The sequence below is a fragment of the Paenibacillus sp. TSA_86.1 genome (genome assembly GCF_052691815.1).
Map to the genome: position 1 here is coordinate 276754 of NZ_JBQZGE010000003.1, position 21313 is coordinate 298066.

The following is a 21313-nucleotide window of genomic DNA, read 5'->3' on the forward strand; positions in this document are numbered from 1 at the left end:
GTAGATGATTCACCAGATGGGAGGTGTTGCGACGCTCTACTCCAGAAGTCAAACGGTAGTACCTCCTTTCGCTAATGTTTAAATTGCATTATTCCGATCAATATAGTATATATTATTTAGGGTGTGCTTAATTGTCAAGGTTAAGAATTGGTTACATATAGAAGATGGAGTAGGCATGAAAGGAATGGTGCATACGTGGAGCCATTGTTGAAAGTGAATGATTTGTCCGTCTCTTTTTACACGGGAGAGAGTGAGTTTCAGGCGGTCAAGCAGGTCAGTTTTGAACTGCGAAAAGGGGAGACATTGGGTATTGTCGGGGAATCTGGCAGTGGTAAAAGCGTCACGGCGCGCTCCATTATGAGATTACTTGCTTCTCCCCCTTCACAGATGAAATCGGGTGAGATTCTGTTTAAAGGTGTGGATCTCGCCGGTAAATCACAAAAAGAGATGGAGCATATTCGCGGCCGGGACATCGGCATGATCTTCCAAGACCCCATGAGCTCGCTTAATCCGACTATTAAAGTGGGTCAACAAATCTCGGAAAGTCTGATCAAACACCAGAAGTTGTCGAAAAGGGAAGCGAAAAAACAAGCCATCGCCATGATGGAACGAGTAGGCATCCAACAAAGCGCTATCCGCTATAATCAGTATCCTCATGAATTTTCCGGTGGCATGCGTCAGCGGGTGATGATTGGGATTGCCCTTGCCTGCCGTCCGGAACTATTGATTGCCGATGAGCCGACAACGGCTCTGGATGTAACGATCCAGGCTCAGATTTTGAACTTGATGAAAGATATGCAGGAGCAATTGGGGACGTCCATTATTCTCATTACACATGACTTGGGTGTAGTTGCTGGCATGTGTGACCGGGTGGTTGTAATGAAAGAAGGAGAGATTGTGGAGACGGGCACCACGGCGGAGATTTTTGAGAATCCAAAACATCCATATACTGTCCGTCTGTTGAACGCGCTACCACGCCTGGATGAGAAGAAGAAGCCAAAGCTAGTCTCACAGGTACCCAAAGATCTGGAAGACGATCAGCCGCTGCTGGAGGTCAAATCTCTCAAACAGTATTTTAACCTCGGCAAGGGTAATACGTTAAAAGCCGTGAACGATATCAGCTTTCATATCCGTCAGGGGGAAACACTTGGCGTTGTAGGAGAGTCAGGCAGCGGGAAATCTACCACGGGACGAGCAATTTTGCGATTGCATGAGCCAACGGGAGGCGATGTGCTGTTCAAGGGCATTCCGTTGCAGCGACTCTCGCCTGGAGAGATGAAAACGATGCGACGACATATGCAGATCATTTTCCAAGATCCGTATGCCTCACTGAATCCGAAAATGAGAATCATGGATATCATTGGCGAGGCGCTTGATATTCATCAGCTAGCAGGTAATGCAGCCCAGCGAGAAAAGAGAGTGGAGGAACTGCTGGAGATGGTGGGCCTTGATTCATCCCATGCGCAGCGTTATCCTCATGAGTTCTCGGGTGGGCAACGTCAGCGGATCGGCATCGCAAGGGCGCTGGCGGTAGAACCGGAGTTTATCGTTTGTGACGAACCGTTGTCTGCACTTGATGTTTCTATTCAGGCACAGATTGTACAATTGCTTGAAGAACTGCAGCAACGCCTGGGTCTGACCTATTTGTTCATCGCGCATGATCTGTCGATGGTGAAACATATCAGTGATCGGGTCGCTGTCATGTATAACGGCAAAATAGTGGAGCTGGCCGAGAGCGAAGAGCTTTACGCCAATCCGCAGCACCCTTATACGAAGGCGTTGCTATCGGCAATACCGGTTCCTGATCCGGCGGTGGAGAGAAATAAGCCACGTATTGCCGTGGTGGATCAAGAGAAGGAGACCGGAGACACGGGAGACCGATATAATCTCGAACATTCCCGATGGGTCGAGGTAAAAGCAGGACATTGGGTAGCTTTATCGAGTTAAACGAGAACAAAGAACCCCGGCGTGATCTGTTCAGATCGGTGCCGGGGTTTTGGTTTTATTTGAATTGAACCGACTTTTTAATGTTGTCGATCTCGGCCTTGGTTTGATCATCAAGATATGTGAAGATAAAGTTGAACGCATAACCTTCTTTAATGGTGCTGTAGTACTCTTGGGTGATTGTGGTCCCGTTCCCTGCATCCATCGTGATCTGCATCAGATCCATCTGTTTACCACCGATGGTTTCCGTTGTAAAGTCCTTATACTCATAAGGGAAGTTACTATCCTCCATGAACTTCTTGGTTGCTTTCAAGTAGTCCTTCCCTGTAAGGATACCTTGCAGCAAGCTGACTTTCTCGGCAATTGCCATTGCAGAAGGACCCACTTGACCGCCATCCAGCGGATATTGAGAAGCCATGAGCAGGTTCAATGTTTTGGTCTGAGACAGTTCCATCTGCTTTTTCTTCTTTTCATCGTCACCGGCAATCGCTTCTGAGGAAGCACTTGTCAGTTGGTTCATGCCCTCTGCATCTTGAACCTCCCATGTCTCCGGGAATTTCAGCGATACGCCAAAATAGTCATTGGTATAGGAGCCTTTTTGTGTGGTTCCCAGCTCTACTTTGGATGTGTTGTCGTTCTCTTTACTGTCTTCGCCGGATGTTTCCGTTTTGCCGGTAGCATCGGTTTTGGCTGTGCCAGCATCTGCGCCTGTGGATGTTTCAGTAGTAGCAGACTCGTTTGATTTTGCATTGTTATCCGCTTTGTCCCCGCAGGCAGCGACTACAAGCATCATCATAATGAGCATAGCGAATACAGATGTTTTTTTAGTAATAGACATAATAACCTCCTGAGATGTGTGTGTTGTTCTCTCTCTTTGTTGTGCGCATCAAAATTGTAGTACATGCGTTCTTTATTTCCACCTATAGGAAACTACAGGGACCTACTATAAATAAGACAATTGGTTAGATCTTGAAACAGCTACTGTGCTGGACCTGCGTTATTATCCGATCGTTTTGATCACGTTACCTTCTTGATCTTTAATATGTGTTGGCAAAATCTCAATCTGAAGCTTGTCCAGTGAAGTAACCTCAAAGGAACCGGCTTGCGGGCGGAGTTTCGATGCAATCTCTTCTACCGCTTGTAGATTCACTGTCAACCTAACTTCCCGATCTGCTTCTAACAGAGATGGCTGATCTCCGGCTTCCAAGACGATATTGACATCTGGCCCGATCAACGACAACGTTGCCTTTTTGGCGATTCGACTGCGCAGGATACTGCTCAAGAGGGTTGTCTGTTTGGCTCCAAGCTGAAGCTTGGCGGGCATGTTCTTCTGTAACAGCTTTTTGCGCGGAGACTCCCAGTTCAGTTGTTGTATAAATAAAAATGCCGTGCTTGAACCGTCTTCCTCAATGCCGAGCTCAGTCGCCTTGATCACTGAAGGGATATCTGCGTAGGAATTTCTCATTAGATCCGTTACATACTTGGGCATATAGCTTTCACAGGAAGACAGAAAACTGCGGGTATTCCAGCTCTGAATCATCTCCAGCTCCCGGCAGGTCATGCCGACCATTTGAATAAATTGAACGGAGCCATTCGGTGTACGGAGTTCAGACAGATCTGGATCTTCTATAAAGGCAAGTGCAGTTAGCAGTGTATCGGAGTTCAGGCAGATCGGGCCGTTTGCATCCAGATAATCTCCAGGCTGAAACAGATTGCCACTGTTAAAGACATATCTCGCCATATTTTGTAGCAGATTGAGTGCCCATGCTGGTGGCTCTAATTCAGTTTCACAGCGTGTAAGGCGAAACGTAAGTTCAAAACCATATCCGCTTCTGGAGGCATCATCCGATTCTTTGTCATAAAGTTCCGAGAAACCGTACGTTACAAAATGCCAGTGAGGCATCGGCGTATCCGCAGCATAGACACTGATGCCATCCAAAGGATCCGGGCCGCCAAGCATGTAAGGAATGGCCGTGCCATAATGTTTAGGTTCCTGTTCTCCGTACAGTTGCCGCATGGCTTGGTCAATGGCATCCCAGCCGGATGTATTTTCTTCTTGCGTCATGTTGAATTCCTCCCTGATTGTTCTCTCCCTGAAAATCATTTAAAATTAAGTCTACTAATTACAACAGAGGCTGCAAGCGGCTTAAGGATGAATTCTCTGAGATAGGACCAGGGAGTTACATATCCTAAAGAGAAGGAGAAATGTTACATGAGTATGCAAGATATGTATTTGTCTGCATTTAAACAGGAGCATTGGGATTCGTTCGTCATACTATTTGATGAATGGTACGCTACATTACCCAATGAATGGAAAGAAGCGGCAAGATTAAAAGGAATTCCGGAAGATATAAGCCGGGTGCTTTTGTGTGAAATGAAAGACTCTGCGTTGAAATGGATAGATAAAAAGGTTCCAGCTCTGGGGGACCAAAGTCCTGCAAGTTATCTGGAAACGGAGCAAGGAGCCGATGCGCTCAGAGCGGCGATCCTGCGAATGCCACGTTAGAATTGATATTAGAAATAAGATGTTATTCATTAAAAAATCAGTTGTTAGGTGAGGTCAAAGAGGATCGGGACCGCATGCTTTTGATGAATTTGATTTTATAAAATGAATATGTTACGCTTACATCACAAGAGCAAAACAACAGAATATGTTATAACATCTTTTGATGGATTGTAACTGTGCAGACAGGCAAAACCTAAACTGATGGTGAAATGTAGGCCCTTTTTTCCGGAGCCATTTTACCCTGAGTTTAGGTTTTTCTTGTTTTCTGCCCTGTTTTAAGCTGCTCTTAGGTATGGAAAAACCAAAAACTATTTCGAAAAGAGGTTGTTATAATGACCACGGCAAAAAAAGGATTCCCTGAAAACTTCCTGTGGGGCGGCGCTACAGCTGCAAACCAATTGGAGGGCGCATTTGATAAGGACGGCAAAGGTCTTTCTACAGCGGACATGATTGCTCATGTGCCAAAAGAAAAGCGTACGGGTGGACATGCCATGGAAATTTCCTCTTCCCGAATCGAAGAGATTCTTTCTGGCAAAATTGAAGAACGTTTCCCGAAACGTTTTGGTATTGATTTCTACCATCATTTTAGAGAAGATATTGCCCTGTTTGCTGAGATGGGCTTCAAAGTATTCCGTCTGTCGATCCACTGGGCGCGTATTTTCCCGAACGGTTATGATCAAGAGCCGAATGAAGCAGGTCTGAAATTCTATGATGAAGTATTTGATGAATTGCATAAATACGGCATTGAACCACTCGTTACGCTGTCTCACTATGAGACTCCGCTGGGTTTGACGCAAAAATATAACGGCTGGGCGGGTCGTGAAGTGATTGGTCACTACGTACGCTACGCAGAGACGGTATTTAATCGTTACAAAAACAAAGTGAAATACTGGCTGACATTTAACGAGATTAATGTGATGGTGTTCAGTCCGTACACTGGCGGCGGTATTTTGATTGATAAAGTGGACAATAAGTTGCAAACAACGTATCAAGCTTTGCATCATCAATTTGTAGCAAGTGCACTGGTAACCAAACTTGCGCATGAGATTATGCCTGGCTCCCAAGTGGGCTGTATGCTTGCACGTATGGAAACATATCCAGCGACTTGTAATCCGGTAGATGTTCAACTGGCTCAGCATGAGAATCAGCTTAACCTCTTCTTCACGGACATGCATGCTCGTGGTAAATACCCGAACTACATGGCGCGTTATTTCGATGAGAATAACATTGTGATTCAAAAAGAAGCAGGCGATGACGAGATTTTGTTGAACAATACGGTTGATTTCATCTCCTTCAGTTATTACATGTCCGTGACCAAATCGGCTTCTGCGGATGCGGCTGAAACAGCAGGTAACTTGACAGGCGGCGTGAAAAACCCTTATCTGGAAGCGTCTGACTGGGGCTGGGAGATCGACCCGATTGGTCTGCGTGTAACGTTGAACAACTTCTGGGATCGTTATCAGAAGCCACTCTTTATCGTTGAGAATGGTCTGGGTGCGTATGACAAAGTGGAAGAGGATGGTTCCATCCATGACTCATACCGTGTAGATTACCTCAAAAAGCACATCGAGCAGATGAAAGAGGCTATCAAAGATGGGGTTGAACTGATCGGTTTTACCGCATGGGGTCCGATTGACCTTGTGAGCATGTCGACGTCCGAGATGTCCAAACGTTACGGTTTTATCTACGTTGATCTCGATGACGAAGGCAACGGAACACTTGCACGCTCCAAGAAAGATTCGTTTGATTGGTATAAGAACGTCATTGCAAGCAATGGTGAGCAACTGTAAACACCTGAAATAAAGATCGGAAATTCAGTGATGACATTCTTAGGATTGTTACCGTACAGGAGCGGGCAAAACCTGACTTTAAAGTGTGATATGAGCTTTCGCTTCATACACCCCTTTTGGTTGGCGTTTGTCCGCTTTTTACTTTGGAATCATAACATCATATGAGCTGGAGGGGTTCTTTTGAAGAAGTGGAATCAAGGCATTAAACATGTTTCTTGTATGTTAGCATTAACGCTAAGTCTGAGTGTGATCTGGCCTGGGACAACAGGTGCAGAAAGCGCACAAGTGTCGCAGATTCAGGCAAATACGTATGTTGGTGATCCGGGAGAGATGGTCGAATCGTTCGACATTACGGTTGCAGACGCGGAGAAATACAAAAATCTGAAGGCATCGGACTTCGATATTACAGGGAATTATGACGGTTATCCGTTAAATGCTTCAGGAGAAATTGTGCAAGACAATTACGAAGACGATGGCATCACGTTGTCCATGAAGGATCATACGATCCACATGACCGTGAAACCTTTCAAATATCCTGGAGGTCTGAAATCCGAGTTTGCCGTAACCAATAAAACGTATCCAGAGCTTTCTTTTGATAAAAAAACTGTAAATCAGGTGAAGACACGTACCGTGGATGAGTTTGAAAAAGCACAATTTACAGCCAGCAACGGTGTAACGCTGACCTATAACCTGAAACGCAGTCCTTCCAAGGAAGCGAAGCCGCTTATGGTATGGCTTCACGGCGGTGGTGAAGTTGGAACAGACGGGCGTAATCATCTGACCGCGAATCGCGGTGCGGTAGTCTGGACCGAATCGGGGTATGATACTTCTGTATTGGCCGTGCAATATCCTGAGAATTACAGCTTCAAAATTTACAACAACGCAGAGCAGTTACCCATTATGCAGGCCTATTTTGATGCTCAATATGAGTTGATCCAAAAGCTGGTTGCCGAAGGTGAAGTAGATCCTGAGCGGATTTATCTGTCGGGTGTATCCAGTGGCGGCGGTGGTGCATTTCGTTTCCTGACGCAGTATCCTGACCTATTTGCTGGAGCTATGATTGTTGCGGCCAAAGATACCGTTGCGGATTATACAGGTTCCGTTGACGCATTCAAGCAAGAACTCAAAGGTATTGTTGATGTGCCAATGTGGATTATGCATGCCCAAAATGATCCAACGACAGACAGTCGTACCAGCTCACTCGCTTACCAGGCGCTGACTGAAATGGGAGCCAAGAAGGTGCATTTGACCTTATATGATGATACTTATATGGATAGCCACAGATTCTACGGTGGCTTGAAACACTGGTCTTGGGTACCTGCCTTCAATAATAAAGAGGTTATCGCAAGTCTGTTCAAACTTCATAAAGACACAGCTGGAGAGCAGAAAGGTCCCTCATCAGAGAAAGGCGTACAACCTACGGAACCTGTAACTCGTGCGCAGATCGCAGTCGTTCTAGCTGATGCTCTGCAACTTCCAGCAGTAACTGAAACATATTCTTATGTGGACAGCGCTCCGGACTGGGCGGCTCAAGCCATTGCGAAGGTGACCAAGGCGGGACTGATGAAAGGCATCGGCAATCAAATGTTTGCTCCAGATAGCCAAGTTACACGTGCGCAGATGGCAATGATTGTGGATCATATTTTGGCCCGTAAAGACTGGAAGCCTGCAACTGATTCGGCAGAGCTTAAGTTCGGAGACGTCAACAGTAAACACTGGGCATATGAAGCGATTCAGAATAGCGCCCGTGCAAATGTAATAACAGGTGTGAGCAAAGGCAAGTTTGATATGACGCAAACTGTGACAGGTTCACAGCTTGAGCAAATCATGCAGCGACTAGAGCAAGTGGGCACAAAATAAAGCTTGGAACGGATAGAAAATAAATTCTATTTAAGTTGAACTATTTATTTACAGCTGAACGGAGAGGATGAACGCAAATGACTACACCATTTCCGAAGAATTTCCTATGGGGCGGCGCAGTAGCGGCCAACCAGCTTGAGGGAGCGTATAATGCCGATGGCAAAGGTTTGTCTGTACAAGATGTTATGCCACATGGTATTACAACACCAAGAACAGAAGGCCCTACTGAAGATAATCTGAAATTGATCGGCATTGATTTTTACAATCGCTACAAAGAGGATGTTAAACTGTTTGCCGAGATGGGCTTTAAGGTGTTCCGTACATCCATTGCTTGGTCCCGTATTTTCCCTAAAGGTGACGAACTGGAGCCGAACGAAAAAGGTCTGCAATTCTATGATGATCTGTTCGATGAGTGCCACAAATACGGTATCGAACCTCTAGTAACCATCTCTCACTACGAGACACCGCTGCATTTGTCCAAAACGTATGATGGCTGGGTTAATCGTAAAATGATCGAGTTTTATGAACGCTATGTTACGGTGCTGTTTAACCGTTTCAAAGGCAAAGTGAAATACTGGTTGACGTTTAATGAGATCAACTCCATTCTGGAAGAACCGTTCATGAGCGGTGGTATCTATACACCGAAATCTGAATTGTCCAAGCAGGATCTGTACCAAGCGATCCATCATGAATTGGTAGCCAGTGCGCTTGCTGTTAAACTCGGTCATGAGATTATGCCAGAAGCGAAGATTGGCTGTATGGTACTGAGCATGCCAACGTATCCGCTCACACCGAATCCAGATGATGTGGTTGCAGCGATGCACGCAGAGCAACGTAATGATATTTTTGCCGATATCCATGCACGTGGTTATTATCCGAAATACATTAATCGTTATTTTAAGGCGAATAACATCAACATTAAGTTCGAAGATGGGGATGCGGAAATACTCAAACATACCGTAGATTTCATTTCCTTCAGCTATTATGTAAGTATCTGTGAGACCGGTGATCCGGAAAAACGTAAAGAGGGCAAAGGAAACCTGTTTGCAGGCGTGCAAAACCCGTACTTGAAAGCGAGTGAATGGGGCTGGCAGATCGACCCTCAGGGATTGCGTGTAACCCTCAATAAATACTGGGACCGTTATCAAAAACCGTTGTTTATTGTCGAAAATGGTCTGGGTGCCGTCGATGAGTTGATTACGGATGAGAACGGCAATAAAACAGTCCAAGATGACTACCGGATTCAATACTTGAATGACCACTTGGTGCAAGTTGGAGAAGCACTTGAAGACGGTGTCGAAGTGATGGGGTACACGTCTTGGGGCTGCATTGACTTGGTAAGTGCATCTACGGCAGAGATGAAGAAACGTTACGGTTTCATCTATGTGGACCGCAACAATGACGGTTCCGGCACGCTGGAACGTTACAAGAAAAAATCCTTCCACTGGTATAAAGAAGTTATTAGTACGAATGGCGCAAGTCTCAAAAACAATAACGCATAGTCCTGATTCCAAAGACCTTGTTATATGAGTGCATTTTATATCGCATTGACGCACATTAACCGCTTTCAGAAAAACATTGTCACAAGCGATTTAATATGGTAAGATAGGCCCAAGGCTAATGAATACTGGATTGTTACTGTTCAATCAGGCAAAACCAGAGGCAGGAATTTTTTTCGTCCTGTTTTGGTTTTGCCTTTTACTACTTTGACGGTGCAAGGTGATGTGAAGAAATGAAAATTGAGAAGGTACTCAACAACAATGTAGTCACTGTAATTGACCCGGGAGGTAACGAACTGGTCGTTATGGGACGTGGAATTGCCTTCAAAAAGCATACAGGTGAATCAATAGACGAGAGTCTCGTTGAAAAGATATTTTCGCTCGAAAGCAAGGAAGTATCCCAGAAATTAAAGACGCTTCTGTCCGATATTCCGGTTGAATATATGGAGTGCTCGGATGAAATTATTCGCTATGCCGAGACGGTACTAAGTGAGAAGCTTCATGAAAGCATCTACATTTCACTGACGGATCATATCCATTTTGCGATTGACCGGCATCGTCAAGGATTACAGATTCGTAATGCGTTGTTTTGGGAAATCAAGCGTATGTACCGCAAGGAATATGCGATCGGTCTCAAGGCATTGCAGATTATTGAAGAGACGCTGGGTGTTCTGCTTCCCGAGGACGAATGTGCATTCATCACTATGCATCTGGTTAACGCTCAGATGAATGGCGAGATGAGAGAGACGATCAGTATTACGAATATCGTGAAGGATATTCTGAACATCGTTCGGCGCAGTTTCGTAATTGAACTCGACGAAGATTCACTGAGTTATTATCGATTCCTGACCCATTTAAAGTTCTTTGCTCAACGCGTATTACAAGGTACAGCGATTGAAGACAAGGAAGAGGATAATCCGCTTCATGATCTGGTGAGCAAACAATATCCGGAAGCACATGCTTGTGCAGTCAAGATTAACGATTATACACGTAAAATATATAATCGCGTCTTATCGAAGGAAGAAGTGTTGTATCTCACGATTCATATCGAACGTATTGTCCGAAATGAACAAACAATCGAATAAATTTGGGATTGTTACTGCAAAAAAGGCAAAACCTAAACGTTGAATGATGATAAGCTATTATGCTTTGTCATTGTTCAGTGTTTAGGTTTTTTTTAAACCTTCAATACACATAAAAGGAGCAAAACACAATGGATAAACAACAATTGTCCAAAGATATTCTGAAGCTTGTTGGTGGCGAAGAGAACATTGATCAAGTGACCCACTGTATGACAAGACTCAGATTTAACTTGAATGACAACAAAAAAGCAGACAAAGCGACGCTGAAAAATACACCGGGCGTTATGGGTGTCATGGAAAACGGCGGTCAGTTTCAGGTGATCATCGGTAACGATGTACCTGTGGTGTACAACGCTTTAGTAGGCAACATGTCCAAATCCCCGAACGCAGATGCATCGTCAGGTGCGGCTAGCGGAGAAAAGCAAAAGAAAAATGTGATAAGTGCCCTGTTTGACTTCATTTCAGGCGTATTCACACCAATCCTGCCGGCAATCACGGGTGCGGGTATGATTAAAGGGATCGTAGCTATCCTCGTAGCTGTGGGATGGTTATCTGATAAAAGCTCGACATACACAATTCTATCTGCAATTGGTGATGGTGCTTTCTACTTCCTGCCTATCATCTTAGCGATTAGTGCAGCACGTAAACTGGGCAGTAACATGTTTATCGCTGCAGCACTTGCAGCCGGTATCATGCACCCGACGATTACGGCACTTCTGGCTGCAGGGGACACCACATTCATCGGAATTAAGGTTATTGCGGCAAGTTACTCATCAACCGTAATTCCAATTATTCTTGCAGTCTGGATTGCTTCATATGTGGAGAAAGCGATCGATCGGATTACACACGCTTCGCTGAAGCTTCTGGTTGTTCCGACAGTAACACTTTTAATCATGGTTCCTGTAACATTGATGACGGTTGGACCGTTGGGTACAGTACTTGGTAATGGCTTGTCCGGTGGTATCTCATGGTTGTTCGAGAACATGTCCATCTTTGCGAGTATTCTGATTGGCGGTACAATGTCACTGTTAATCATTACGGGTATGCACTATGCTTTGTTACCAATCGTAGTTGGTTCTATGACAACATTGGGTTACGACTTTATCATTCCGCTGATGTTTGCAGCTAACCTTGCACAAGGCGGCGCAGCATTTGGTGTAGGTTTAAGATCGAAAAACAGTAAAACAAAATCTTTGGCCTATTCCACAGGTCTTACAGCAGTAATGGGTATTACAGAACCAGCCATGTACGGGATTAACATGAAGTTCAAAAAACCATTTATTGCAGCCCTTATTGGGGGAGCTGTTGCTGGTGCGTTTATGGGTATCTTTAATGTAAGATCATATGTAATTACAGGACTTGCAGGTCTACCAAGCATTGCAGCATTTATTAGTCCAGCAATCAGTACACTACTGTTTGCACTGGTGGGCGGCGTGATTGCTATCGTAGCTGCAGCGGTGCTGACTTATATCCTTGGATTCCAAGAAGAGGATGCTCCACAAGCGGCTGCAACTTCAGCTTCTACAGAAACTGCAGAGCCAGCAACAACGACGGCTCCAGTTGTAACGGAAGAAACGAAAGCACAGGACGAGCAAGTATTCAGCCCGATCACGGGTGAAGTGAGACCACTTAGTGATGTTCCTGACCCTGCGTTTTCTGAGGAAATTATGGGTAAAGGTTTTGCAATTCAGCCGACTGAAGGTCGTGCAGTATCTCCAATCAACGGTACCGTGTTCTCCCTCTCGAAGAGTGGACATGCGATCGGACTCGTAAGTGATACGGGTGCAGAAATGCTGATTCACATCGGGATTGATACGGTGAAGCTGAAAGGTCAATTCTTCTCTCCTAAAGTTCAGGCAGGAACCAAAGTTTCCGTAGGTGATGTCTTGATGGAGTTTGACCGCGAAGAGATCGAAAAAGCCGGATATACTACAATCACACCGGTAATCATAACCAATATGCATCAATATGCTTCTATTGAGTCTGCTGGTCGCACAACGGTTAAGGAACAAGAACTGTTGTTCACGGCAAAAGCATAATCAATATAAAAAAAGCAGCCGCTTTCCTGGAATGTCTCAAGGAAAGCGGCTGCTTTTTTGGTTTTTACTGAAGAATATGCATTAATTCCTGATGTACATTCTACCGGTCTGTAACAATTTTAATTAAATTATCTTCTATTCTGAGCAATATAAGATTTAGCGTTATTTGACGATAATTTTGCCTTGTCCTGCGAGCATGCGCATTTCCCGGGACAGGCGATCCTGAGCTTCTTTTTCAACTTCCAGTTGCACGCCATAACGCCATACCGTGTTATGTTCCATCCCCCAGCGAAGTGTGCCTTCAATATATAACAAGTCTTCAAACAGCTTCAGGTTGATGCCGATGCGTATATCGTTATATTCTACAGGCAGGGACAGTGGGAAAGCAAGCTGACAGCCGGAGCGGCTGATATCACGCAATTCGGCTTGAATGGGCTTAGGAGGGCCATCCATGCCATTAATGCTCAAAATGTATATTTCGAAGTGCATAGGTTCCTTCAGGGTATAACGAAAAGGTTCTTTCCTATTATTAATTGGCATAGATTCCTCCATCAAATTCAAAAAAATTCCGTTATCGTTATATCGTCAGTTATGAACCAGAAATGAAGAGTACCGCAGCGGAGATGGTTCGAGAGTTCGATTTTATGTGTGGACTGTGCTTGTTATAATGTAAGAAAGAGAGGATGGATGAGCATGCAAGGAACATTTCGAATGGATACAGATACAGCCACAATGTGCTGTTATGATCTGGCGTCACTGGAACATCGTCTTCAGGACACGCCTGACTGGTGGTCGATTCCGGAGGATGAATTGGAGGAGGTCAATGCAGGCCATTGTCTGTTTCTGAATCTGGGCGAGGACGGAACGTATGATGTGCAATGGATTGTGAGAGAAGCTGCTTACGACGAAACAGAGGCACGAGCGGAGAAAAGTATGACTTATTATCTGCAAGTCCCTTCGGGCAAAGTGTATTTGGGTGCTGCTGATAATGTCAGTGGCGGTGAACTGGAGCCGGATGAATTATCTCAAGGGATCTTTTTACAACTAAACTCTGGAAATTATGCTTGCACTGTATTTAAAAAGGAAAATCAGATATCGGTTACGATTCAGCCTGGTGATCGGGGGAAGAACAGGTTACACGATGTGATACGGATATAGTGAGATGATATGGATGAACAAACTTACATATTATTAGGAGAGATGTATATGCAACATTGGACGGGTACGCCCATCATGGATGCAGCTACTTTGCGCCAAAGAATAAGGGTACTTGCGGCACTTGATATTATGATGTCTGAAGAGGCCTGGCTCCGCGTACATCGTTATCAAAATAATGTTCTCCAGCCAGATACAGCATGGGGAACTGTGCATAACGGTGCAGGGGATCACCTGCATGTATTGTTTACGAATAGAGGTACATTAATCAAAGGATTTGATCATGAATCTCCGCTCAGTCCGCATAACCGAGAGGACGGCAAAATTTATCCTGCAATGTACGACGAGGTGCCAGAGGAGTTCAAACGTATTTTAGGTCAACAAGAGGAAGCGCTGGATCGGGAAGATGTCACCTTCTGTATCTGGCAGGAAGGGCACAATCTGGATTGGAAGGCAGGCCGTTGGATTGAGCTTGCAATGACCGAAGAGGACGAATCGGATGCTGAGGGTGGAGTGGCATTTCTGCTTGGTTATATCAAGGAAACACCAGAAGCATATATCGATTGGGCTGAAGATTACTATGATATGCAAGATATGTCTTTGACGGCTGTGACTGAAGTATACAGTGATGCACCGATTAGTGCTGACCTAATTCGAAGAATAAATCCGAAGCGTGACGTGTCGTCTGGCCTGGATGAACTGATGCAATCTGGATACACTGTGCAGCGAGGCGGAGCGGATTAAGCAACGTTTGAGGGAGGGGACGCATGATGGGCTGGGAGTACGGAATTAGAACGAAGGAGCACAACATGTTGCCTGAAATTATGCAACGACTGGCAGCTTCACTTACGTACAGCAGGATGTACAGTTTGGAGCAACACACCGATGGTTTTAGTCTTTTGCGTGACGATGCATCCTGGCCAATTGCTTTGGAGGTAGGTTTGGAGGAAGCGAAAGGTCTGGATGAAGTGGCGGATGGTGAACGATACATCTATTGCCTGTTCCATATCTGGGGGGAGGGAGGACAAATCTGGAAACAACAGATGGAGGGTGTAACGAATCAGTATCCGGGAGTATTCGAATGGTTCGAATTATGATTACGAGTGTAGGAATAGCAGCTCCTATCTATAGATAGGGAGCTTTTTTTCATTCAAAAAATAATGAAAACGGTTTGGTCGGTTCATCCGTCTTATATCACAGAGAGAGAAGGAGGGGAAAAGGGTGGATAGCGAGACAGGGATGAAGCAGATGAACTGGATCCATGTGCACGATGAATCAACGTTTATTTATACCATTATGGAGCATCAAGATACGTTGTTATCCATAGCTTATAGCTATTTGCGCAATCGGCAGGATGCGCTGGAAGCAATACAAGAGATGACCTGCAGGGCCTGGATTAAACGTCGTACGCTAAAAAATGAAAAGGCATTTAAATCATGGATTATTCGAATTTTGATTTATGTGTGTATTGACGAACAGCGCCGCCGCAAGCGAACTATACCTCAGCCGGATGAGAGCATGGAGCAAAATATCCCGTCTTCGTGGATGATTAGTGCCCGAGATAATCGTATAGCCATGCAGTCTCTTTTGCTGAAAATAAAACCGAAGTATCGGCATGTATTATTGCTCAAGTACTACAACGATATGACACTTACAGATATTGCTTCAATACTTGGCAAGCCGGAAGGCACGGTCAAGACATGGCAGCATAAGGGGCTTGAACAATTACGAAAGCTGATGAAGAACAGGAGGGATTGGCATGACCACTAGCCCGGAGGAAAAAGCATTGCTGGCCGATGCATATGAGGTTAACAAGAAACGCAGCGAATTGGATTCGGCGGATACGACTGTTGCCATACAACGCGGCTTGGCGGAAGCAAGAGCGACTAGATCAAGTAAACGTAGACGGTTAAAATGGATCACGGGGCTATGCGCTGTATCACTTGCCGTGGCGAGTATTCTGTTCTCATCACTCGGAGACCTCGGGCAGCAACGGGTGACCTCTTCCGAACCTGATGTCCATTGGGGGAAGCTGGAGCCTTTTCGTGAATTGATGCGCACAGATCAGGAGAGTGCTACCCTTACCTCAGCCTTTAACCATAATTATGTTCAGCGTGTAGATCAGACGGTGACGATGGGGAAATACACATTTACGGTGGATGCGTTGATGGCGGATGAGAATCGAATTATTCTCTTATACTCAGCCCGGACGGATACATCAAATGGTGTATATTCCATAGAGAACACGAAATTAATGGATGCATCCACAGGATACGTGATTGATAATGGTAGCATTAACGGTATACGTTTCACAGATGAGAATCATATTCTTCGAGGCCGAACCACATTTGACCGAAGTCGCAGTAAGCCGCTTCCGGAAAAATTAAATTTTGAATTTCAGCTTTCCTCTGTCGTTCCTGATCTCCCCAAGGATGGAAAAGGGAAGGGAAAAGAAAAAGAGCAGGAGCAGCAGGGGGAGAATTCGCAGGAACGAAAGTACGAATTTTCTAAAAAAATGAATGTTGTCGTTGCATTAGACCCGAAATTTTCAATCCCTAAAACGGAAATCATTCCTGTTAATCAAACGTTCAAGTTTGGAGAGTACGAAGTGTTGATTGCAGACATGGAAATTTCGCCGCTAGTTACACAGGTAAGGGTTGATTATAATCCCAAACAAAAGCTTGACTATGAGAAGGAGTCGTTCATTAGCGATATCATTCAGCCGTTTGAGATGGTAACGATCTCCAAAAAAGGGGAGAAGACAACCTTATCTAGGAATGGAGGCAGAGGAACGGGGAATGGCATGGTTTATTCGTTCAGTAGTAATTTTCTTGATAAACCCCAATCGATTATATTGAAGATGCAAGGAAAACCCGGTAAAATCTACGACACTTTAAAGGATGCTGCGAAGGATCAGTTTGAAATCAAAATTAAATAGACGTATGAAAAATAGATGAGATGTTCACGGGTTAAGTGTGAGCTAATCTCATCTTTCTGTTTTTCACTATACGTGACCTGCTGTTGCACAAAAGATAAAATTGTTGTCTTTTTGCAATGATGGTATTGTCACAATGCAGGTTACAAGCTATAATCGAGTTGTTTGAAGGGACAAATTACAAAGGATGGTGATATTTTGAAGAAGTTTTCATTACTTTTACTCGCAGTCACTTTATTGTTGTTAACGGTTTCAACAGCCCCGGCTACATATGGTGCGGCTAACTTTCCCAACACGGGCACAAATGGTTTGACTGGTTTTGCAGGTAATGCGAAGAATGAGAACGGTGTATCCAAGGCGGCGACGACAGGAGGCAGGAACGGTCAGGTCGTGTATGTCAGTAATCTGAATGATCTGAGAACACACATGGCAGGCTCTACAGCCAAAATTGTCGTCGTGGAACAAAATATTTCTTCATCCAGCTTGCAAAAAGTTGAATTCGGTTCCAACAAAACATTGGTAGGTTCTTTTGACAGACATACATTAACGAACATTCACTTCAGATCCACTTCGGGATCAAGCAATGTGATCTTTCAAAATCTGACGTTTAATCACTCTGCGAACATCAATGCCAACGATGATATTCAGATGTACATTACTTCCGGCTCCAACTACTGGATCGATCATGTTACCTTCTCGGGTCATAACTATAGTTCTGGGGGCAGTGATCTGGATAAGCTCCTGTATATCGGTGACCGCGCAGATTATATCACGATTAGTAACTCCAAATTTGCGAATCACAAATATGGCATTATTCTAGGACACCCGAATGACGGCAACAGCAGCTATAACGGTGTGCCTCATGTGACGATGTCCAACAACTATTTCGAAAACTTGTATGTACGCGGTCCTGGACTTATGCGTTATGGTTTCTTCCACATCAAAAACAATTACGCCAATAACTTCAACCAAGCGATTACTATTGGTGAGAAAGCACGGATTTATTCTGAAAACAACTACTTTGGCGCAGGGGCTGAAAAAGGTGGCATTCTGGATGACAAAGGCAAGGGAGAATTTACGGATAAAGGTAGCACACCTGCTCTGAATAGTCCGGTTTCTCCAAAAACCAACTGGAGACCAAGCAATAACTATAGTTATCAGGTCGAAAGTGCCAGCTATGCACGTGAATTTGTTACGAAATATGCCGGATCATCGAATACAACGCTGGTGTTTGGCAAGTAACAAGCGGAAGTCTGTGAATCTTTTATAACAATGAGTAGCAGAGTCTGCTTTATGCGTATCTACGCATAAGCAGGCTCTTTATTTTCTACTCACGAGTGAGGGAGATAATATTTTCTTAACATATATTAATTTTAGACATAAATTACCGATATACATAAAGTGGCGCTGACTGCACGTTTATGAAGTTAATATGTACTATGCTAAAGGGCGCAGAGGTTACAGAACTACGTATAAGCAGGACTATGGACTAAGAATAAACTTACAGCGGCCTACATATGTTAAATTTTTTAACTTACATAAAGGACGGGGTAAGCATGAATCGTATCGATGAGATCACTTGGCAGAGAAACAAATTAGTAAGCTACATGATGTGGGCCATAACGGCCATCAGTGCGGGGATCACGATTATTGTTCCTGATCTATGGTTGTCCACGCTACTCTCGGTTGTGGTTACTTTAGCGGTTACGGTATGCAATTTTATGAAAAAGGGTATTCATATTATTCCATGGTTTGTGACCGTAGCGGTCATTGCCAGTGGAATCTATGTAAGCCGTGACGCGATGAATGCAGTACAAGGTATTCTTATCGTTTCGCCGCTATTACTGTATCCGAATAGCAAGCACTATAATATTGCCTTTTCGGTGATGCTTGCCTTTTTTTCCGTTCAACTCGTTCTTGTATCATCGGCGAGCATTCAGTTGCTCTTTGCTGACTTGATTAATTTCAGTATGTATATCGTAACCGGAATTATTATGATCACCGTATCCAGGGTAAACAAACGATTGTTTATGGATAGTGAAGCACGGGGGATGCAGGTAGAGGAATCCCGTACACGAGTGGAAGTGATGCTGGAACGTGTCAAAGATGCTGTTACAGGGCTGTCCCGCTATACGGAACAATTAAAACAAAAAGTGGATGAGACGGGTGCCATCACCAATGAAGTGACGGTTGGATTCAGCGAAGTTGCCAGGGGTGTCGAATTCCAGGCAACTAGCATTGCGGATATCTCCGAATCTTTATCCCTCTCTGACCGGCATATTAAAGATGTGGCATCCTATTCCGAACAGATGAAAGAACTATCTGCAAGCATGGCTTCAAGCACACAGACCGGCAGTGCACAAATGGATCATTTGAACATACAGATGCGTGAATTGTATCAGACGATTAACATGACAGCTGATGATATGAAGAAATTCAATGATCAAAGTGAATCGATGACAATGATGCTGAACAGTATCTCCGATATCGCCACTCAAACCAATCTGCTTGCGCTAAATGCAGCTATTGAAGCAGCACGTGCGGGTGAACATGGACGTGGGTTCGCCGTCGTTTCGGAGGAAGTTCGCAAGTTGGCTGAAAGCTCAGGTCAATCGGCGAATGAGATCACCTCGATTCTCACTGGGCTGAGAGCACAAACGCAGGCATTAACAAGCAGATTCGAAGGTATTCGTCTGTTGTTGCAACGTGGAACAGAAAGTGTTCAGACGACAGAGAACGTATTCCAATCCATTAATAAAAATTCACAAAATGTGCTTATTCAGGCTACAGAAATCGAAACGAGTTCAGCAACGATGAAGGAAGCCTCGACTAGAGTGGTCAATGAGGTGTCCGAGATTTCCAGTGTGACAGAACAATCGAGTGCCGCAACCGAAGAGATTCTTGCAAGCATGGAAGAACAGCGTAATCTGACGCAAAATATGGTGGTAAGCTTTACTGAACTGGAGAAACTCATCATCAATCTGAGTGAGCTTGTATCGGATCATCATTCTTCGAGACCAGACAACGAATCTTAGGAAGATAAGACTACTCTTACTACAATGATGGACAGTTCAGACTGCGGTCATATCTGCCTAGCCTAAGTCATGATGTTCTTTTCGCAGGCAGTATAACCTTTCAGATGAAGTTGATCCAAATAGGTCCGTCCGTGCATAATTATGCGCTGCACGGGCCTTTTTTGACGTTCATAGGTCCCTTGTAGCTCCACATTTTTTTAGATAGAGTAGAGGTATAGAAGATGTCGGTGAAACGCCTCTGAAGTGTGGGGCCAAGGGCCGGAATAGCAAAAAAGTCAAGGAGAGATCAACTTGAATTGGACAGAGATCAGTAAAATCAAAGAAATAGAGCACCTATGTGAAGTTATTGCTTCATCGTCATTGGATGTTAATGAACGGGATGACCGCGGACGAACACCGCTTATGATTTTTTTGACCAATCGTACCCCGCTTGAAGGCATTCGCTGTTTGCTCAAAGCCGGGCCGGATCTGGAATTGGAAGATAAACGGGGAGATACGGCTTTGAAAAAAGCGGTAAGGTTCAAGCAGCCCCAAGCGATCAGTCTATTACTTGAACAGGGTGCAAAACTGGATTCCCCGAAGGGTATCATGGCAACAGCCTGGAACCTGGCAAGAGAGCACAACCCGAACATGGCCGATATGCTGCTGGATACACCTGGAGCCATACGTTTGATATTGACAACTGAGGAGCAGCAGATTGTTGATGATATTATTTACGAGGAGTCTTCCGGCGCAGCCTGTGAGAAAGTTCGAATGTTGGATTCAGAAGTGTTGGTACACGCAGTGGTGAATGGTTTTAATTGGGATGATAGTCCCGAACCGATGGTTGCAGCAGCTGAGCATCCGAAATGTGCCGAGATTACAAGGCTGGATATGGTTGAATTGATGGAGGCGAATTACTGGCTGGAGATGGATCTGGAAGAAGTGAACAGAAGAGTAGATGGGCCTAAGTATCGACAACTCGCAGCATTTTTGACTAGAAAGGACTGATTCGGAATGGTGCATGACTCCCTCCATGAGCAGAATACCAAGCTGGAGCAGCTGCAACAGGAACTGAAGGCGGGAAATATCGAGCATTTTTACATGACTGAGCCTGTACAAAAGCAGAGGCAGCAGTTGGTACTGGCAGGCAGTTTTGATTTTTCATATTATCACAATGTGGAGATTACGTTTACTGAGGTAGAATTTCTCCTTTGTCCCGGGACGATATTTAACGTGGAGTTGTTTCGGCTTGCCACTGAAGAAGAGATCGCTCAGTTAAATTCCGTTATGTACGGCTATGAACGAAATGGCACAGTCTTTTGCCTGGAAAATGAATTCGAACAACAGCGATTTTATATCGTTGCGAAGCAAATGACGTATCATTTCGGCACGGTATATTACTATAATCGACCAAATCTGCAGCCGGGAGAGCGGATTGCTGAATTCGTAACCCAATCAGAGAACGTTCATGAGCAAAGTTAATGTG

The 21313-nt window shown here is 44.6% G+C and carries 19 protein-coding genes; 16 read left to right on the forward strand and 3 right to left on the reverse strand.

The features are described from left to right. The first annotated feature begins 195 nt into the window (after window positions 1-195). Window positions 196-1947, forward strand: a complete 1752-nt coding sequence (locus tag ACUTVW_RS10290) for an ABC transporter ATP-binding protein (protein WP_445645700.1) — start codon at window positions 196-198, stop codon at window positions 1945-1947. 55 nt (window positions 1948-2002) lie between these two features. Here ACUTVW_RS10290 and ACUTVW_RS10295 read toward each other — a convergent pair whose 3' ends face one another. Next, window positions 2003-2782 carry a hypothetical protein gene (locus ACUTVW_RS10295; protein WP_445645701.1) on the reverse strand — a complete coding sequence of 260 codons (780 nt, stop codon included), beginning with the start codon at window positions 2780-2782 and terminating at the stop codon, window positions 2003-2005. Between the two features lie 162 nt (window positions 2783-2944). After that, on the reverse strand, window positions 2945-4009 hold the full coding sequence (locus ACUTVW_RS10300) for a suppressor of fused domain protein (protein ID WP_445645702.1): 1065 nt from the start codon (window positions 4007-4009) through the stop codon (window positions 2945-2947). Window positions 4010-4156: 147 nt separating this feature from the next. Between ACUTVW_RS10300 and ACUTVW_RS10305 the strand changes: the two genes are divergently transcribed. The 6 genes from ACUTVW_RS10305 to ACUTVW_RS10330 all read left to right on the forward strand — a co-directional run bounded on the left by ACUTVW_RS10305 (window position 4157) and on the right by ACUTVW_RS10330 (window position 12720). Continuing rightward, window positions 4157-4450 (forward strand): antitoxin Xre/MbcA/ParS toxin-binding domain-containing protein, encoded by a 294-nt coding sequence (locus ACUTVW_RS10305; RefSeq protein ID WP_445645703.1) that lies wholly within the window; start codon window positions 4157-4159, stop codon window positions 4448-4450. Window positions 4451-4782: 332 nt separating this feature from the next. Further along, window positions 4783-6240, forward strand: a complete 1458-nt coding sequence (locus tag ACUTVW_RS10310) for a glycoside hydrolase family 1 protein (protein ID WP_445645704.1) — start codon at window positions 4783-4785, stop codon at window positions 6238-6240. Window positions 6241-6420: 180 nt separating this feature from the next. Then, window positions 6421-8100 carry an S-layer homology domain-containing protein gene (locus tag ACUTVW_RS10315; RefSeq protein WP_445645705.1) on the forward strand — a complete coding sequence of 560 codons (1680 nt, stop codon included), beginning with the start codon at window positions 6421-6423 and terminating at the stop codon, window positions 8098-8100. A gap of 77 nt (window positions 8101-8177) precedes the next feature. After that, on the forward strand, window positions 8178-9602 hold the full coding sequence (locus ACUTVW_RS10320; RefSeq protein WP_445645706.1) for a glycoside hydrolase family 1 protein: 1425 nt from the start codon (window positions 8178-8180) through the stop codon (window positions 9600-9602). 230 nt (window positions 9603-9832) lie between these two features. Then, entirely contained in the window at window positions 9833-10684 is an 852-nt protein-coding gene (gene licT, locus ACUTVW_RS10325; RefSeq protein WP_445645707.1) for a BglG family transcription antiterminator LicT, read from the forward strand. A gap of 128 nt (window positions 10685-10812) precedes the next feature. After that, window positions 10813-12720, forward strand: a complete 1908-nt coding sequence (locus ACUTVW_RS10330; protein ID WP_445645708.1) for a beta-glucoside-specific PTS transporter subunit IIABC — start codon at window positions 10813-10815, stop codon at window positions 12718-12720. Window positions 12721-12882: 162 nt separating this feature from the next. Here the strand turns inward: ACUTVW_RS10330 and ACUTVW_RS10335 are convergent, their stop codons facing one another. Then, window positions 12883-13260 carry a PilZ domain-containing protein gene (locus ACUTVW_RS10335; protein ID WP_445645709.1) on the reverse strand — a complete coding sequence of 126 codons (378 nt, stop codon included), beginning with the start codon at window positions 13258-13260 and terminating at the stop codon, window positions 12883-12885. Between the two features lie 153 nt (window positions 13261-13413). Here ACUTVW_RS10335 and ACUTVW_RS10340 point away from each other — a divergent pair, with 153 nt between their 5' ends. From ACUTVW_RS10340 to ACUTVW_RS10380, 9 genes are all read left to right on the forward strand, one after another. Continuing rightward, window positions 13414-13878 carry a DUF6386 family protein gene (locus ACUTVW_RS10340; RefSeq protein WP_445645710.1) on the forward strand — a complete coding sequence of 155 codons (465 nt, stop codon included), beginning with the start codon at window positions 13414-13416 and terminating at the stop codon, window positions 13876-13878. A gap of 48 nt (window positions 13879-13926) precedes the next feature. Next, on the forward strand, window positions 13927-14619 hold the full coding sequence (locus ACUTVW_RS10345) for a hypothetical protein (RefSeq protein ID WP_445645711.1): 693 nt from the start codon (window positions 13927-13929) through the stop codon (window positions 14617-14619). Window positions 14620-14642: 23 nt separating this feature from the next. Beyond that, window positions 14643-14972 (forward strand): hypothetical protein, encoded by a 330-nt coding sequence (locus tag ACUTVW_RS10350; RefSeq protein ID WP_445645712.1) that lies wholly within the window; start codon window positions 14643-14645, stop codon window positions 14970-14972. A 199-nt stretch (window positions 14973-15171) separates the two neighbouring features. Continuing rightward, a complete protein-coding gene (locus ACUTVW_RS10355; protein ID WP_445645873.1) occupies window positions 15172-15645 on the forward strand; it encodes a sigma-70 family RNA polymerase sigma factor in 474 nt (157 codons plus the stop codon). After that, complete coding sequence (locus ACUTVW_RS10360) at window positions 15635-16813, forward strand: DUF4179 domain-containing protein (protein WP_445645713.1); 1179 nt, start codon at window positions 15635-15637, stop codon at window positions 16811-16813. Before ACUTVW_RS10355 ends, ACUTVW_RS10360 begins: the two co-directional genes overlap by 11 nt. 195 nt (window positions 16814-17008) lie before the next feature. After that, window positions 17009-18052, forward strand: a complete 1044-nt coding sequence (locus ACUTVW_RS10365) for a pectate lyase family protein (RefSeq protein WP_445645714.1) — start codon at window positions 17009-17011, stop codon at window positions 18050-18052. Window positions 18053-18366: 314 nt separating this feature from the next. Beyond that, a complete protein-coding gene (locus ACUTVW_RS10370) occupies window positions 18367-19845 on the forward strand; it encodes a methyl-accepting chemotaxis protein (RefSeq protein ID WP_445645715.1) in 1479 nt (492 codons plus the stop codon). Window positions 19846-20136: 291 nt separating this feature from the next. Further along, complete coding sequence (locus tag ACUTVW_RS10375) at window positions 20137-20835, forward strand: DUF4274 domain-containing protein (protein ID WP_445645716.1); 699 nt, start codon at window positions 20137-20139, stop codon at window positions 20833-20835. A gap of 6 nt (window positions 20836-20841) precedes the next feature. Continuing rightward, window positions 20842-21309, forward strand: a complete 468-nt coding sequence (locus ACUTVW_RS10380; protein WP_445645717.1) for a hypothetical protein — start codon at window positions 20842-20844, stop codon at window positions 21307-21309. The last annotated feature ends 4 nt before the right edge of the window (window positions 21310-21313 follow it).